Annotated in this window: 17 protein-coding genes; 4 read left to right on the top strand and 13 right to left on the bottom strand. The window is 60.2% G+C overall.

The annotated features are described in order from the left end of the window. Nucleotides 1–65: 65 nt before the first annotated feature. The 9 genes from phnD to phnG form a co-directional block, all read right to left on the bottom strand. Nucleotides 66–971, bottom strand: a complete 906-nt coding sequence (gene phnD / locus EM858_RS10685) for a phosphonate ABC transporter substrate-binding protein (protein ID WP_080852847.1) — start codon at nucleotides 969–971, stop codon at nucleotides 66–68. 85 nt (nucleotides 972–1,056) lie between these two features. After that, entirely contained in the window at nucleotides 1,057–1,917 is an 861-nt protein-coding gene (gene phnC / locus EM858_RS10690; RefSeq protein WP_035264410.1) for a phosphonate ABC transporter ATP-binding protein, read from the bottom strand. A 234-nt stretch (nucleotides 1,918–2,151) separates the two neighbouring features. After that, a complete protein-coding gene (locus tag EM858_RS10695; RefSeq protein ID WP_127756681.1) occupies nucleotides 2,152–2,769 on the bottom strand; it encodes a DapH/DapD/GlmU-related protein in 618 nt (205 codons plus the stop codon). After that, the gene (gene phnL, locus EM858_RS10700) at nucleotides 2,766–3,473 is read right to left on the bottom strand and encodes a phosphonate C-P lyase system protein PhnL (protein ID WP_003524417.1); all 708 of its coding nucleotides are present in this window, start codon (nucleotides 3,471–3,473) and stop codon (nucleotides 2,766–2,768) included. Before phnL ends, EM858_RS10695 begins: the two co-directional genes overlap by 4 nt. A 4-nt stretch (nucleotides 3,474–3,477) precedes the next feature. Continuing rightward, nucleotides 3,478–4,254, bottom strand: coding sequence for a phosphonate C-P lyase system protein PhnK (gene phnK / locus EM858_RS10705; protein ID WP_003524419.1), 777 nt, complete (start codon nucleotides 4,252–4,254; stop codon nucleotides 3,478–3,480). Beyond that, entirely contained in the window at nucleotides 4,251–5,153 is a 903-nt protein-coding gene (locus EM858_RS10710; protein ID WP_003524420.1) for an alpha-D-ribose 1-methylphosphonate 5-phosphate C-P-lyase PhnJ, read from the bottom strand. The genes phnK and EM858_RS10710 overlap by 4 nt, the downstream gene beginning before the upstream one ends. Before the next feature lie 133 nt (nucleotides 5,154–5,286). Continuing rightward, on the bottom strand, nucleotides 5,287–6,396 hold the full coding sequence (locus tag EM858_RS10715; RefSeq protein WP_127756682.1) for a carbon-phosphorus lyase complex subunit PhnI: 1,110 nt from the start codon (nucleotides 6,394–6,396) through the stop codon (nucleotides 5,287–5,289). A gap of 1 nt (nucleotide 6,397) precedes the next feature. Further along, a complete protein-coding gene (gene phnH, locus EM858_RS10720; protein WP_164865399.1) occupies nucleotides 6,398–7,006 on the bottom strand; it encodes a phosphonate C-P lyase system protein PhnH in 609 nt (202 codons plus the stop codon). Continuing rightward, a complete protein-coding gene (gene phnG, locus EM858_RS10725) occupies nucleotides 7,006–7,467 on the bottom strand; it encodes a phosphonate C-P lyase system protein PhnG (RefSeq protein WP_127756684.1) in 462 nt (153 codons plus the stop codon). The genes phnH and phnG overlap by 1 nt, the downstream gene beginning before the upstream one ends. Before the next feature lie 82 nt (nucleotides 7,468–7,549). Here phnG and phnF point away from each other — a divergent pair, with 82 nt between their 5' ends. After that, nucleotides 7,550–8,287 (top strand): phosphonate metabolism transcriptional regulator PhnF, encoded by a 738-nt coding sequence (gene phnF / locus EM858_RS10730; protein ID WP_127756685.1) that lies wholly within the window; start codon nucleotides 7,550–7,552, stop codon nucleotides 8,285–8,287. Between the two features lie 9 nt (nucleotides 8,288–8,296). Here phnF and dapB read toward each other — a convergent pair whose 3' ends face one another. The 4 genes from dapB to mepA all read right to left on the bottom strand — a co-directional run bounded on the left by dapB (nucleotide 8,297) and on the right by mepA (nucleotide 11,832). Further along, nucleotides 8,297–9,124, bottom strand: coding sequence for a 4-hydroxy-tetrahydrodipicolinate reductase (gene dapB / locus EM858_RS10735; RefSeq protein ID WP_080818327.1), 828 nt, complete (start codon nucleotides 9,122–9,124; stop codon nucleotides 8,297–8,299). 130 nt (nucleotides 9,125–9,254) lie between these two features. Next, entirely contained in the window at nucleotides 9,255–10,277 is a 1,023-nt protein-coding gene (locus EM858_RS10740) for a glucokinase (RefSeq protein ID WP_003524429.1), read from the bottom strand. A gap of 22 nt (nucleotides 10,278–10,299) precedes the next feature. Continuing rightward, nucleotides 10,300–10,683: a methylglyoxal synthase gene (locus tag EM858_RS10745; RefSeq protein WP_003524431.1), complete on the bottom strand. Its 384-nt coding sequence runs from the start codon at nucleotides 10,681–10,683 to the stop codon at nucleotides 10,300–10,302. A 99-nt stretch (nucleotides 10,684–10,782) separates the two neighbouring features. Then, nucleotides 10,783–11,832 (bottom strand): penicillin-insensitive murein endopeptidase, encoded by a 1,050-nt coding sequence (gene mepA / locus EM858_RS10750; RefSeq protein WP_080855779.1) that lies wholly within the window; start codon nucleotides 11,830–11,832, stop codon nucleotides 10,783–10,785. A gap of 204 nt (nucleotides 11,833–12,036) precedes the next feature. Between mepA and EM858_RS10755 the strand changes: the two genes are divergently transcribed. The 3 genes from EM858_RS10755 (at nucleotide 12,037) to EM858_RS10765 (ending at nucleotide 16,260) form a co-directional block, all read left to right on the top strand. Then, nucleotides 12,037–13,881 (top strand): extracellular solute-binding protein, encoded by a 1,845-nt coding sequence (locus EM858_RS10755; protein WP_127756686.1) that lies wholly within the window; start codon nucleotides 12,037–12,039, stop codon nucleotides 13,879–13,881. 139 nt (nucleotides 13,882–14,020) lie between these two features. Next, nucleotides 14,021–15,115, top strand: coding sequence for a microcin C ABC transporter permease YejB (locus EM858_RS10760; protein ID WP_080818317.1), 1,095 nt, complete (start codon nucleotides 14,021–14,023; stop codon nucleotides 15,113–15,115). Further along, entirely contained in the window at nucleotides 15,115–16,260 is a 1,146-nt protein-coding gene (locus EM858_RS10765; RefSeq protein ID WP_127756687.1) for an ABC transporter permease, read from the top strand. Before EM858_RS10760 ends, EM858_RS10765 begins: the two co-directional genes overlap by 1 nt. Nucleotides 16,261–16,264 lie beyond the last annotated feature (4 nt).

A 16,264-nucleotide genomic window follows, 5' to 3' on the forward strand; every position in this document is an offset into this window, starting at 1 on the left:
TTTTCCTTTATTGGCAAAAGCGGCGGTGCCGCAAGGCACCGCCGCTTCCGGATATGATCTGAGGATCAGCCGCCGATAACGGACTTACGGGCGTCGATGATCGTCTGGTAGAAGGACGGATCGACCTTGATGTAGGCGGTGTTCTTGCCCTGGGTGAAACCCTGGAAGCAGGCGAGGTCCTTCTTCGGCAGTTCCATGAAGAAGTCTTCGACCTTCTGCTTCATCGCGTCGCCGAGCTTGTTCGTAACCATCAGCGGACCGTTCGGGATCAGCGGCGACTTCCAGACTTCGACGATATCGTCCATGTCGAGGTTGCCCTTCTTGACCATCTGGTAGAGGTTGCCGGCGGTGTAGCCTTCTTCCCACTTGCCGACGCCCGAACCGAAGGTCGTGCCGACATCGAACTTCTTGTCGAGAACGGCGAGAACGAGGTTCTCATGGCCGCCGCCGAAGCCGGTTTCGGAGAAATATTCCTTGACCGGAACGCCGGTTTCCTTCGGGATCGCCACGTTCGGAACGAGGAAGCCGGAGGTGGAGTCAGGATCGGCGAAGCCGATCTTCTTGCCCTTGGCATCCTTCAGCGTCTTGATACCGCTGTCCTTGCGGGCAACCATGATGGTGTAATAACCGGTCGAACCGTCAGCGCCGGCGGTGGTCAGGATCGGATCGACGGCTTTCGGATCGGCAAGAGCGATCTTGGCGTAGGAGGACGCGCCCATGGAAGCGATGTCGATGGTGCCGCCGAGAAGACCCTGGATGACGCCGTTATAGTCCGGCGACGGGAAAACCTGAACTTCGGCAACGCCGGTCGCGGCCTTCAGGCCATCGGCAACGCACTTGGTGTTGCGGATCTGGTCGGCTTCGTTTTCAGAGCCGTCGAGACCGATGCGCAGAACCTTGACGTCCTGAGCCATGGCGGAACCGGCCAGAACGCCAAGCGCGACTGCCGAAAGAAGGACTTTCTTCAACATGGACTTTCTCCTGTTTCCCGGCGAGCCGGAGTTTGTTGTGAAGTATCGGCCCTTGACGCGGGCGCAAACGATGCTGAGCGGTTCCTCAGAGCCCGGCGAGAGCGAGCGGTTCGGGGCCGGCAGATTGCTGCACCGGACGCGCGGGAAGCTGCGCGCCGGGAATATTGATGCTGGTCGAGGTCATGGTCTCGTCGATGCCCGACCCTTGAGAATCGGTTCCGTAAATCTCCGTGACGGCCGCAGCCGTCAGCTCAGTAGGGGTTCCGTCGAAAACGACGCGGCCCTGAGACATGCCGATGATGCGTTCGCAATAATTGCGCGCCGTATCCAGCGTATGCAGGTTGGTGATGACCGTGATGCCTTCGCGTTCGTTGATGTCGCGCAGCGCGTCCATCACGATCTTGGCGTTCAGCGGGTCGAGGGAAGCGATCGGCTCATCGGCCAGAACCATCTTCGGAGACTGCATCAGGGCGCGGGCGATGGCGACGCGCTGCTGCTGACCGCCGGAAAGCGTGCCGGCAGCCTGCATGGCCACATGCTCGATGCCGAGCCTTTCCAGGGCGGCGATGGCCATCAGGCGCTCGTCATTGGTGAAGATGTTGAACAGGCTGAGCGCCGTCGAGCGGTGATTGAGGCGACCGAGCATGACATTGGTGAGCACATCGAGGCGCGGCACCAGATTGAACTGCTGGAAAATCATGGCGCAGTCGCGCTGCCAGCTGCGAAGCGCCGCGCCCTTCAGCGCCGAAACTTCCGTGTCGTTGAAATGGATGGAACCCGAGGACGGATCAACGAGGCGGTTGATCATGCGCAGCAGCGTCGATTTTCCCGCACCCGAGCGTCCGATAACGCCAACCATCTGGCCCTGCGGAATTTCGACATTCACGGAATCGACCGCGGTGTGGTTGCCAAAGCGGCGCGTGACTTGCTTCAGGTGAAAGCTCATTTCCCCGTCCAATCTTCTTTTTGACGGGGTTCGGCGTAACAGCGGTGCGTGAAGTGTGGATGTCAGTTTGATGAATAAAATATTACAGATTTCACGGATTTCGCATCTGCCTGTTCGCCGACAAAGCTTTCGGGAGGAATCTTGGACCGTTCAATTCCGCGTGTCTTTTTTGATCGAATAAACAAAAATCCCGGGGGCGCCCCGGGATTTGCAGGTGTTCGGCAGAGGGAGATTTCATCCGCCATATTTCGCGACGAAATCCTCGGCGTCCAGATTACGGAAATCCTCGAGAGCGACGCGCAATGCCGCGTGGTCCCAGTCCCACCATTTCAGATTATCCATTTGCCGGCCAAGTTCCGCCGGGAAGCGCTCCCGGATCAGCCGGGCGGGCACGCCGCCGACGATGGTATAGGGCGCGACGTCTTTTGAGACGACTGCACCCGCCCCGATCACCGCGCCGTTTCCGACCGTGACGCCGGGCAGGATCGTCGCACCATGGCCGATCCACACATCGTGGCCGATGATCACGCGTTTGGCGCGGCGCGCGGCAAAGAAGTCCGTCTCATCCTCCGCATCGTCCCAATAGCTGTGGGCACGATAGGTGAAGTGATGCAGCGTCGCCCGCTGCATCGGGTGATTGGTGGCGTTGATGCGGACGGAGGCGGCGATGTTGACGAATTTGCCGATGGTGGCGCACCAGATCGCACCATCCTGCATGACATAGGAGTAGTCGCCCATCTCGACTTCCTCGATGCGGCAGCGTTCCGAAATTTCGGTATAGCGGCCAATCGAGGAATTGCTGACACGGGCGGTCTCATGGATGACGGGTTCCAGGCCGACCTTGACGCTCATGCCGCTGCCTTTCTGGGAGAAAACTGTGAGACGTCCAGAATGCGGTCGGCGACGGCTTCCCGCACCTCCTCGTCATGGAAAATGCCGAGCAGTGCCGTGCCCTTCTGTTTTTTCTCGACGATCATATCGACGACGACACGCCGGTTAAGGGCGTCCAGCGAGGCTGTCGGCTCGTCCAGAAGCAGGATCGCATGGTCGGTGATGAAACCGCGCGCGATATTCACGCGCTGCTGCTCGCCGCCCGAAAAGGTCGCAGGCGGGAGCGACCATAGTTCCCGTGGCAGGTTGAGCTTCGAAAGCAGCATGGCTGCATGTTCGCGGGCTTCATCGGCGGCAACCTTGCGCGCCAGAAGCGGCTCGGCGACGACATCTATGGCAGCGACACGCGGCACGGTGCGCAGGAACTGGCTGACATAACCGATGGTGCGGTGACGGATATCGAGGATCGTGCGTGGCGAGGCGTTGCCGATATCGACGACCTGGCCCTCATGACGGACGAGAATCTGCCCGCTGTCGATGGCGTAATTGCCATAGAGCATTTTCAGGATCGAGCTTTTGCCGATGCCGGAGGGACCGCCGAGCACGACGCATTCGCCGCCGCAAACGGAGAAATTGACATCGCGGACGACGGGCAATTCGATACCGTCGCGAAGATGCATGGTGAAGCTTTTGAAGACTTCCGAAACGATGAGAGGCGTCGGCATGGCGTCAAACCTGCAGAATAGAGGAAACAAGCAATTGCGTGTAGGGCTCGCGCGGATCGTCCAGCACCCGGTCGGTCAGTCCGTGCTCGATGACGTCACCGCCTTTCATCACCATCATGCGATGGGAAAGCAGCCGCGCCACGGCAAGATCATGGGTGACGACGACGACAGCGAGACCGAGATCGTTGACCAGACCGCGGACCAGATCGAGCAGGCGCGCCTGCACGGAAACATCGAGGCCGCCGGTCGGTTCGTCCATGAAGACGAGGCGCGGCGAGGTGACGAGGTTGCGGGCGATCTGCAGGCGCTGCCGCATGCCGCCGGAAAAGGCGCGCGGCTGGTCGTCGATGCGGTCGGTGCCGATTTCCACCCGCTCCAGCCATTCGCTGGCCGATTGCCTGATGTTGCCGTAATGCCGGTTGCCCACGGCCATCAGCCGCTCGCCGACGTTGGCGCCGGCCGAAACCGCCATGCGCAGCCCGTCCGCCGGGTTCTGGTGCACGAAACCCCAGTCGGTCCGCATCAGGAAACGTCGTTCGGCCTCGCCCATATGATAGAGGTCACGCACCGAACCGTCGCGCATGCGATATTCCACGCTGCCCGCCGTCGGCATCAGCCGGGTGGAAATGCAGTTGAGAAGCGTGGTCTTGCCGGAACCGGATTCGCCGACAATGGCCAGCACCTCGCCCGGATAAAGCTCGAAGGAGACGTTGCGGCAGCCGGCGCGGTCGCCATAATATTTGGAAACGTCCCTGACTTTCAGAAGCGGTGCGTCGCTCATTCTGCGGCCTCCTTCACATCCGCCAGCAGATGGCCCTTGTGGCCATGGGCGCGGCGGTCCTCGCAATGGTCGGTATCGGAGCAGACGAACATCCGCCCGCCCTTATCATCAAGCACCACCTCGTCCAGATAGACATTCTCCGCACCGCACAGCGCGCAGGGCTTGTCGAAGCGCTGGATTTCGAAGGGATGGTCCTCGAAATCGAGGCTGACGACGTCGGTATAGGGCGGCACGGCATAGATGCGCTTTTCGCGTCCTGCGCCGAAGAGCTGCAGGGCGTCCGAGAGATGCATTTTCGGATTGTCGAATTTAGGGGTAGGCGATGGATCCATCACGTAACGCCCGGCAACCTTCACCGGATAGGCATAGGTGGTGGAGATGCGTCCGTTGCGGGCGATGTCCTCGTAAAGCTTGACGTGCATCAGGCCGTATTCCTCCAGCGCGTGCATGACGCGCGTTTCGGTCTCGCGCGGTTCGAGGAAGCGTAACGGCTCGGGAATGGGAACCTGATAGACGAGGACCTGACCCGAATGCAGTTCCTCTTCGGGAATACGGTGCCGCGTCTGGATGATGGTTGCATCCCTGGTGCGGGTGGTGACGGCAACATTTGCCACCTTCTGGAAAAAGGCGCGGATGGAAACCGCATTGGTCGTGTCGTCCGCGCCCTGATCGATAACCTTCAGCACATCCTCTGGACCGAGGATGGAGGCGGTTACCTGCACACCGCCGGTGCCCCAGCCATAGGGCATGGGCATTTCGCGGGAAGCGAAGGGAACCTGATAACCGGGAATGGCGATGGCTTTCAGGATCGCCCGGCGGATCATCCGCTTGGTCTGTTCGTCCAGATAGGCGAAGTTGTAGGCAGCCAGCCCGTCGTCAAATGAAACTTCTTCAAGCATTGCGCGTTAGCCTTGTGAAAAAAGGAGTACAAGCTCATGGAGATTGGAATTCTTGCCGCCGTGTTCTTTGCTGTCTTTGCAGCATCGACCGTCTTTTGCGCTTACTGGTTTGGCGAGCAGCACAGCCGCTGAGCTATTCGGCCGCATCGCCCATCCACTCCGCGCCATTGGCGTTGATCGCCTCGAAATCGGCACGCATTTTCCTGACCAGACCGAGTTCGGCCTGGAAATCCACGTAATGCGGCAGTTTCAGATGTTCGACGAAACCGGTCGCCTGAACGTTGTCGGCGTGTGAAATGACGAATTCCTCGTCCTGCGCGGGGGCCACGACGTCCTCGCCGAATTCGCCCGCCCGCAGCGCCCGGTCGACCAGCGACATGGCCATCGCCTTGCGCTCGCTCTGGCCGAACACCAGACCGTAGCCGCGCGTGAATTGCGGCGGCGCCTTGGCCGAACCCTTGAACTGGTTGACCATCTGGCATTCGGTGACCTGTATGTCGCCCAGCGAGACGGCAAAGCCGAGTTCCGGCACCTCCAGTTCAACCTCGACCTCGCCGATGCGGATTTCACCGACGAACGGATGGGTGCGGCCGTAACCGCGCTGCGTCGAATAAGCGAGCGCCAGAAGGAAACCCTCATCACCACGCGCCAGCGATTGCAGGCGCAGGTCACGCGGCATTGGAAACTCCATCGGCTCCCGTGTCAGGTCGCCGGCAATATGATCATCAGGCATATCGCCGTCAGTTTCGATCAGTCCCTCTTGCGCCAGAATATCGGAAACTCGCATGACATGTTCCGGCTCGCCTTCGCGCTGGGTGGCTGTCTCAACGGCCTCGTCCTCGAGAAGCGAAGGATCGAGCAGGCGATGGGTGTAATCGAAGGTCGGCCCCAGCAATTGCCCGCCCGGCAAATCCTTGTAGGTCGCGGAAACACGCCGCTGCACCGTCATGTCAGCGGTATCCACCGGAACCGAATAACCGAAACGCGGCAGGGTCGTGCGGTAGGCGCGCAGCAGAAAAATGGCCTCGATCATGTCGCCGCGGGCCTGCTTGACGGCAAGGGCTGCAAGCGACTGATCGTAAAGAGACGCTTCCGCCATCACCCGGTCGACGGCGAGCGAAAGCTGCGAAACGATCTGCGCGACCGTCATGGCGGGCAGGTCGCGGTCTCCGCGCCGCTTGTCGGCCAGAAGCCGGTGGGCATTGGCAATGGCGGTTTCCCCGCCTTTGACAGCAACATACATCTTATGCCTCCACGGATTGAATGCGCGTCGTGCGCGGCAGGCAGACAAATCTGTCGGCGGATGTCAGGATGACGTCGACGCCGCGCGGGAAGATGGCGTTGTTCTCCGCCCACAGCCTCGGGAATATGTCCGGCAGGCCGGTGGGGCTGATGATGTTGACGTGGCGGATACCGGGGCCGGAGAGCAGCAATTCCTGCCCACCATCCAGATCAGGCAACTCGATGATGAGCGTGGTGGAGCGGTCGGGATATTCCTGACTTCCCTGCGCGAAGAGACCGAAGGAGGCTATGGCGCTGCCCGCTTCGATGACGGCGAAATGTGCCGCACTTTTTTCCTCGGTCGGGACCGCACCGGTATGAAATCCGATCCAGCCGGGGACGGTCGTTTTCCGCAGGGCGCCGCTCAGCCAGACCGGCGTATCGTGATCGCAGAGCGCCAGCAGGACCGCGCCGGTGGCGGGGGCGAGAGGCGATGGCGGGGCGACCGCGGTTTCGATTGTCTGCGGCGTGCCCGGCCGGGCCATGCCATCCATGAGTTTCTTGAAAATCCGTTGGGAATCGAAGACGGCGTCGGAAAAACCGCCCGTCAATGCTTCGGCCTTGACGCTCATCAATCTTCTCCTCGAACCATGGTGAAGAAATCGACCCGGGTGGCGGCGGTCTCTTTTGTTTTCCTGTCCTTCTCCTCGGCCAGTCGCTTCTCGACCGGGGAAAGAAGCTCGGTTTCGATGAAGCCGCGGGTCGGGCTTTCTTGCCAGAGCGCATCGAAAACGGCGGCGTACCAGGCCTTCTTGCGGCCGGTGCCGAGAACATGGGCGTGACCGACGGTGCCCGAGGCAAGCTTGACGGTTGCCCGTGTTACGGTCGTCTCACCCAGATTGAAGGGTGCGCCGCCGCCGCCGATACGGCCCTTGACCATGACGAGGCCGGTTTCCGGCCCGCGCACGTTTTCCGTCCGGGGGCTCTCATCCTGCCGGTTCCAGACGCTTTCGAGTTCGTGCACGGTGGCGCGGGCAAGAAGCGCCGCCACCCGCTTTCTGTCTGCATGCAAATCCGCAGTTTCGCTAATCATCGCTTGACCTCTAATGTCTATTGATATAGACAACTATACAATATAAGTTACATTTAACGTTGATGAATGACAAGCGTGTGACATGGGCCCTTCGGCAGCGATGAAAAGAAAGAACGGCGTGGCGCTCTGGCGGCAGATCGCCGACAGGATCAGAGGCGAGATCGCGGCGGGCGATCACGATGAAACCGGCATGTTGCCGCCGGAAATGACGCTGGCCGAAAAATTCGGCGTCAACCGCCATACCGTCCGAAGCGCCATTGCGGCGCTGGCCAGCGAAGGTATTCTCGAGCCGATGCAGGGGCGCGGGACCATGATCGCCCGCAAGGAGCGCCTGAGTTTTCCGATTTCACGGCGCACGCGATTTACGGAGGGCATCGGCGATCAGGTTAAGGAAATGGAAGCGCTGCTTCTGTCCCACACGACCGAACCGGCCAATGCCGATCTGGCGGTGCGGCTGCAATTGCCGGCGGGTGCGCCGCTCATACGTCTCGAAACGCTCCGCAAGGCCGATAACCGGCCAGTTTCCCGCTCGACCACATGGTTTCCGGCGGATCGTTTCGCCGGAATAGGGGAGGCCTATCAGAAGAGCGGCTCGATTACCGCTGCCTTCAATATGCTGGGCGTGGCGGATTACGTGCGTATTTCCACCGTCATTTCCGCCAGCCATGCGGACACGCAGGATCTGGCCGATCTCGAATTGTCGCCGGGCGCGATCCTGCTTGTTACTCAAGCATTGAACGCCGATATGGATGGCGTACCGGTGCAATACGCCATCAGCCGCTTTTCGGCCGATACGGTCGAATTCACGGTGGAGAATTAAGCCGAAAGCTTACTCCGCCTGCGAAAGCCCCAGCACATCCAGCATGGAATAGAAGCCCGGTTTCTTGTCGAAGGCCCAGACGGCCGCAGCAATCGCGCCGCGTGCGAAAATGGAGCGGTCGCCTGCATAATGCGAAAGCTCGACGCGCTCGCCCTCTCCGGCGAAGATCACCGAGTGTTCGCCGATCACCGAGCCGCCACGCAGCGTGGCAAAACCGATGGTCCCCGCTTCACGCGCACCCGTATGCCCGTCGCGCACGCGAACGGACGATGCGGTGAGATCGACCTTGCGGCCCGCCGCCGCCGCCTCCCCGAGCAGAAGGGCGGTGCCGGAGGGCGCATCCACCTTGTGCTTGTGGTGCATTTCAAGGATTTCGATATCCCAGTTCTGCGCATCCAGCGCCTGCGCCGCCTGCTGTGTGAGAACGCTGAGCAGGTTGACGCCGAGGCTCATATTGCCCGACTTGACGATGCGCGCATGACGCGATGCGGCCTTGAATTTTTCCTCGTCTTCCGCCGAGCAGCCCGTCGTGCCGATGATATGCACGATACGGGCCTGTGCGGCGAGGCCGGCGAAGGTGACGCTGGTTGCCGGAGAAGTGAAATCGATCACCCCTTCTGCGTGGAGAAATGCCTGCAGCGGATCGCTGATGATTTCGACGCCGATGGGCCCAAGACCGGCAATCTCGCCGGCATCGCGGCCGACAAAGGCCGAGCCTTCGCGCGCGACGGCGGCATGCAGCTGGACGCCGGGGGTCTGGTGAATGAGGCGGATCAGCGCCTGTCCCATGCGGCCCGCCGCGCCGACCACCACCAGTTTCATGCCGCTGCTGCCCATGCTGTCACTCACTTTTCATCTCGGGCGGATCGAGATCCGCCGGTATCTGTCGATTGATGTTTGCTACAGCGACGTTAAAGACCGCCCGCCCGCTTCGCAAGCATCACGAAGGGCTGACCGTTGGAAACGATCAAGCCCTCCAGCGTCGTCCGTCCAGCGACAGGCCGAAATCGGACGGCGTTCTCGAATAGGTGGCAAGCCCGGAAAGCGCCGCCTGCGGATGGGTGACGACGAAGGTGGGAATGGTCCGCATCAGCGCGCTGTGCGGCGCCTTGTCTTCGAAGGCAGCCCGGAATTCCGGGCTCTTCAGCGCCGGAATGATCTTCTGCGAAATGCCGCCGGCCAGATAGACCCCGCCCTTGGCCATGAAGATCAGCGCGAGGTCACCGGCCACGCGGCCGAGATAGGTGCTGAAAAGGGACAGGGTCTCTTTCGCCTGCCGGTTATCGCCCGAAAGCCCCTGCGAGGTAATGTCGGCCGGATCGGAAAAGACAGGCTCGATGCCATCGGCGGTGCAGACCGCCCGGTAAAGATTGACCAGCCCGCGCCCGCACAGGATCTGCTCCCCGGCGACACGGCCCTCTATGGTTTCGATATGCGGGAAAACCGCATAGTCGCGCGCGCTTCTCGGGCCGATATCGATATGGCCGCCTTCGCCCGGCACCGGGAACCACATATGGCGGGCATAAACCAGCCCGGCGACACCAAGCCCCGTGCCGGGTCCAAGAACGACGCGCGATGCCAGCACATCCTTGCGGCCGGAGCCGATGGATTCGCGGTTGTCGTCGTCAAGCGCTGCAATCGCCAGAGCCTGCGCCTCAAAGTCGTTGATGACGATGACATCCTTCAAGCCGAGATTGGCCAGCATATCCTTCGGCTTGACGACCCAGTGGCAGTTGGTGAGGGGAATCTCGTCACCTTCGATCGGGCCGGCGATCGCCAGAATGGTCGAGACAGGCTGCAGCGAGGTCTTGTCCAGAACCGCCTGCTGGATGGCGTCGTCGATGGTCGGATATTCCGCCGTCTTCACGGTGGTGAGGTGCACCGGTTCGGCAAAGGAATCGATCAGAATGGAAAAGCGGGCATTGGTGCCGCCGATGTCGCCAAGAAGGATCGGAAAGGACAGATATTCGGTATCGGACGTCTTCGGCATTGCCTGTTCCATGTTGGGAGGTTCAGTTGGCGACGTGGAAGTCGATGAGATTTTCTGCGGTGGCGCGGTTGAGCGCCATGGGAATATCGTAAACCGTAGCAAGCCGCGTCAGCGCCTTCACATCCACGTCATGGGGCATGGCCGTCAGTGGGTCGGTGAAGAAGATCAGCATGTCCACCTCGCCGGTGGCGATCATCGCGCCGATCTGCTGGTCGCCGCCAAGCGGACCGCTTTTGAGGCGAATGACTTCAAGACCCGGACAGGCTTCCTGTACCCGCCCGCCGGTTGTGCCGGTGGCGACGATCCTGAAGCCCGCAAGCGCCTTCTGGTGATGACGGGCGAAATCCGCCATATCGTCCTTTTTCTCGTCATGAGCGATGAGCGCGATACAGCGTTGTCCTTCCATGGTCCCAGCCTGTCCTCAAAGAATTAAATCGATTTGAAGCCTTCTATAACAGCTTGCCGCCATTTGAAAAGGGAAGCTGTTGAATGCCTCATTTCTGTTTCAGTTCAATGTCGGGCGCTGGGTGGGAAGCGGAATATCCGAAGGCGGCTGCAGGGCGGGGGCTGCCTGAATGACCTGTTCCACGCTTTGCTGGCGCGTTGCCGGAGCAGGGGAGTAGGCCTGGGCCGCAAGTCCCTCGGGGTTAGCGGAAGGGGCGGCAGCCACGGCGGCGCAGGCCGAGGGCAGATCGGAAACCATGACCGGGCGCGGTTTCACCGGTTTGGCATTGGGGTCCTTTTTCGGCGGCGCCCATGGTTCCTTGCTGAACCACCAGGCAAGCGACTTGTCGCAGCCGTCGCCTTTGCCCACGGCCGCCTGCGGTTTGCAATTGGGCGCGCCGGGCGGGCATTCGAGACGGATGTGGAAATGCTCGTCATGGCCGTAGATCGGCCTGATCTTGCCCATGAAGGTGCGGTCGCCGGTCCATGTCTGGCAGAGTTTCTGCTTGATGGCGGGGTTGACGAAGACACGCTCCACCTGCGGATAGCTTGCCGCCATCATCACCAGCCGGGCATTGAGCGGTGACCACTTGCGGTCATCGACCGTCAGGAACTTGCTCTTGTCCAGCATGGAGATGAAAGGCACCGTTTCGCGCTGCTCCACGCTCAGCCGTGGGGTCGGCATAGGTCGCCACCAGATGTCCACATCGAGGCCGATCTGGTGCGAAGCATGGCCTGTCAGCATCGGCCCGCCGCGCGGTTGGGAAATATCGCCCAGCAGCAGGCCCGGCCAGCCGATCTTCTGGGCATCCTGCGAAAATTGCTCGAGGAAGGAAATCATCTGCGGCTGGCCCCAGCGCCGGTTGCGGGAAAGGCGCATGGCCTGCCAGCCGGGACCGTCCGTCGGCATGGCGATGGCGCCGGACTGGCAGCCCTTGGCATAGGATCCGATCGGCTGCGAGCCCGTGGCGGAAGGCAGCGCCATGTGGCCGAACACTTCTTTCGCGGGCCTGTCCTCGGCCGATGCGGTTTCCATCTGCAATTGCAGCGCGGAGACGACCGAAATCGCCAGCATGGCCGCCTTGAAAACTCTCGATGATCCCGCCGTCATATAGTCGTGCCCGTCCGATCAGATGATTCTCTTCCCCTTAAGATAAACTGGAACGGGATTTTGTTGAAACCATGTTTCGCCCGCATCTCGCAAAGCGCGAAGATAAAGGCGTCGATAAAGAGCTTGTGAGCCGGCGCATCTGTTTTTTGCCAATCTTTGTTTTATGCTCTCTCCAACAAACGCGAAAACAGGGACATTCCCCCGATGATATTGGCACCACTGAAATCCCGTCTCCTCATTGCTCTTGCGGCATCCGCCCTGCTGATACCGGCGGCGGCCTCCGCACAATCGGCCGATGTGTGGCGAAAGGGGATTTCGACGGTCGGGGAACTGAAACATCCCGATGGCTTCGATCATTTCGACTATGTGAACACCAAGGCGCCGAAAGGCGGCACCCTTCGCCTGTCGACGGCGGGCACCTTCGATACCCTCAATCCGCTGCTTGCCAAGGGCGAGGCGGCGACCGGCCTTTCGCTCGTTTTCGATACATTGATGAAATCGACGGAAGAGGAGCTGTCGGCCTCCTACGGTCTTTTGGCGGAGGGCGTGAGCTACCCGGACGATATTTCGAAAGCCACCTTCCGGCTGCGCGCGGAGGCCAAATGGGCCGATGGCAAGCCGGTGACGCCGGAAGATGTCGTCTTCAGCTTCGAAAAAGCCAAGGATTTGAGCCCGCAGCTTGCGACCTATTACACCCATGTCACCAAGGCGGAGGTGAGCGGCGAAAGGGACATTACCTTCACTTTCGATGAAAAGAACAATCGCGAATTGCCGCAGATCGTCGGGCAATTGCTGATCGTTCCCAAGCACTGGTGGGAAGCCGCCGGCCCGGATGGCAAGCCGCGCGACATATCGCGCGGCACGCTGGAGCCGGTGATGGGTTCCGGCGCCTACAAGATTGCGTCAGTCTCTCCCGGCTCGACAATCGCTTACGAACGCCGCGACGACTACTGGGGCAAGGACGTGAATGTGAATGTGGGGATGAACAATTTCAAAACCATCGCCTACACCTTCTTTGCCGATCAGGATGTGGAATTCCAGGCCTTCAAGTCCGGCACCGTTGATTTCCGCCAGGAAGCCTCCTCCAGCCGCTGGGTCACGGGTTATGATTTTCCGGCCGTCAAGGAAGGCCGCGTCAAGAAGGAAGAACTGCCGAACATCTATCGCTCCGTCGGCATCATGCAGGCCTTCGTGCCGAACATGCGCAGGGAGAAGTTCCAGAACCCGAAACTGCGCAAGGCGCTCAATTACGCCTTCGATTTCGAGGAGCTGAACCGCACGCTGGCTTACGGCCAGTTCCAGCGCATCAACAGCTTCTTCATGGGCAGCGAACTGGCCTCTTCCGGCCTGCCGACCGGTCGCGAGCTGGAAATTCTTCAGGAACTGAAGGATCAGGTTCCGCCGGAGGTCTTCACCACCGAATATCGCAACCCGGTCGCGGGTGATCCGGCCAAGCAGCGTGACAATCTGCGCGAAGCGGTCAAACTGATGAAGGAAGCCGGTTACGAGCTGCGCGGCAACCGCATGGTCAATGCGAAAACCGGACAGCCGCTCGATATGGAATTTCTGATCGATTCCGCCGGCATGGAAAGAACCATCCTGCCTTATGTCCAGAATCTGAAGAAGATCGGCATCAACGCGACGATCCGGACCGTCGATGCCTCGCAATATACCAACCGCACCCGCAGCTTCGATTACGACGTGATCGTCAAGCTCTGGGCGACCTCGGCCAACCCCGGAAACGAACAGGCGGATTTCTGGGGCTCGGCCGCCGCCGACCGGCAGGGTTCCAATAATATTGCCGGTATCAAGAATCCGGCGGTTGATGCTCTGGTCAGAAAAGTCATCTTTGCGCCCAACCGGGATGAGCAGGTGGCGGCAGCACGCGCTCTCGACCGGGTGCTTTTGGCAAACAGCTATGTCATCCCGCAATTCTACCGCGGTGAGATGTTCATCGCCTACTGGAACACGCTCATCCGTCCGGAAAACCTGCCTCGATATGGCGTCGGTTTTCCAGACGCATGGTGGTCCAGCCAGGCCGGAAACTGACGCCGGCCTTGCTTTCGTGGCGAAGGCTTGATTCACATAGGGCGAGACGAATCGCTCAAAGCGCAGGCTGCGCTTTCAGGAAAGGACCGGGTTTGACTGAGACGAAAACCGCTGACGTATCGGCCGGGAGCAGAGGCTGATGGGCGCCTATATCCTCAGACGTCTGGCGCTGATGATCCCGACCATCGTCGGCATTATGGGCATTTCGTTTCTCGTCATCCAGTTCGCGCCGGGCGGGCCGGTGGAACAGGTCGTCGCGCAATTGACCGGGCAGGGCGATAGCGCCTCCGACCGGCTTTCAGGCGGCGGCGATCTCATGGGCCAGTCCGGCGGTTTCGATGACAGCGGTTCGAAATATCGTGGTGCGCAGGGTCTCGATCCGGAACTGATCGCCAAGCTCGAAAAGCAGTTCGGCTTCGACAAACCGCCGCTCACCCGCTTTCTCGAAATGATGTGGAACTACATCCGCTTCGATTTCGGCGACAGTTTCTTCCGCAATTCCTCTGTCATTGATCTTATCATCGACAAGCTGCCGGTATCGGCCTCGCTCGGTTTCTGGATCCTGATCATTTCATACATCATCTCCATTCCGCTCGGCATCAAGAAAGCCGTGTCCGACGGCTCGACCTTCGACGTCTGGACCTCCGGCATCATCATCATCGGTTATGCCGTGCCGAGCTTCCTTTTCGGCATTCTGCTTATCGTCCTCTTCGCCGGCGGATCCTTCTTCGACTGGTTCCCGCTGCGCGGCCTTGTGTCGGATAATTTCGCGCAACTGAACTGGTGGCAGAAGATCATCGACTATTTCTGGCACCTGACACTGCCGCTCATTGCGCTGTCGCTCTCGGCCTTCGCGACGACGACGCTGCTGACCAAGAATTCCTTCATCGACGAGATCAAGAAGCAATATGTCATCACCGCCCGCGCCAAGGGTCTTACCGAGCGCAGGGTTCTTTATGGTCATGTCTTCCGCAACGCGATGCTGATCGTGATCGCCGGTTTTCCGGGCGCCTTCATCTCGGCCTTCTTCACCGGCTCGCTGCTGATCGAGAATATCTTCTCGCTCGATGGCCTCGGTCGCCTCGGTTATCTGTCGGTCGTCAACCGCGATTACCCGATCGTGTTCGGCACGCTCTTCATTTTCTCGCTGATGGGCCTCGTGGTCGGCCTCATTTCCGACCTGATCTATACATGGATCGATCCGCGCATCGATTTCGAGCGGAGGGACGTGTGATGACGCTTGCCCATACCGCCGAAACGGAAACGCTGGTAGAGCCGAAGCGCCCGTGGTTTTCGCCCACGACCAAGCGCCGCTGGCAGAATTTCAAGGCAAACCGGCGCGGTTACTGGTCCTTCTGGCTGTTCCTGATCCTGTTTTTCCTGAGCCTGATTGCGGAATTCATCGCCAATGACAAACCCATTCTCGCTTCCTACAAGGGCGAGATTCTGGTGCCGGTCATGGTCGATTATCCCGAGGAAAAATTCGGCGGGTTCCTGGCCCAGACCGACTACAAATCCTCCTTCATTCAGGACGAAATCAACGCCAATGGCTGGATGATCTGGCCGCCGATCCGCTATTCCTATCAGACCGTTAATTCCAATATTCCGCATTCTGCGCCGACCGCGCCCTTCTGGCTGATGGATAAAAAGGATCGCTGCTCGGCTTACCCGCAGGGCGATGCCGATCCCGGCTGCACGCTTGGCAATCTCAACTGGCTCGGAACCGACAATCAGGCGCGCGATGTCACGGCGCGGATGATCTATGGATTCCGCATTTCCGTGCTGTTCGGCCTGACGCTGACCATTGCGTCGGCCCTTGTCGGCGTCACCGCCGGTGCGATCCAGGGTTATTTCGGCGGCTGGACTGACCTTTTGTTGCAGCGTTTCATCGAAATCTGGTCGTCCATGCCGGTGCTTTATATCCTGCTCATCATCGCGGCCATCCTGCCTCCAGGCTTCTTCGTGCTGCTCGGCATCATGCTGCTCTTTTCATGGGTTGGCTTCGTCGGCATCGTGCGCGCGGAGTTCCTGCGGGCCAGAAACTTCGAATATGTCCGCGCCGCCCGTGCGCTTGGCGTCGGCAACTGGACGATCATGTTCCGCCACCTTCTGCCCAACGCCATGGTGGCGACGCTGACCTTCCTGCCCTTCATCCTTTCCGGCTCGATCACGACGCTCACCTCGCTCGATTTCCTCGGCTTCGGCATGCCGCCGGGATCGCCGTCGCTGGGCGAGATGATCGCGCAGGGCAAGAACAATCTTCAGGCCCCCTGGCTTGGCCTCACTGCGTTTTTCACCATGTCCATCATGCTCTCACTGTTGATTTTCGTCGGTGAAGCGGTGCGCGACGCCTTCGACCCACGCAAGACGTTCCGGTGATCGC

This window comes from Agrobacterium sp. CNPSo 2736 (genome assembly GCF_004005385.1).
Taxonomy (GTDB): domain Bacteria; phylum Pseudomonadota; class Alphaproteobacteria; order Rhizobiales; family Rhizobiaceae; genus Agrobacterium; species Agrobacterium leguminum.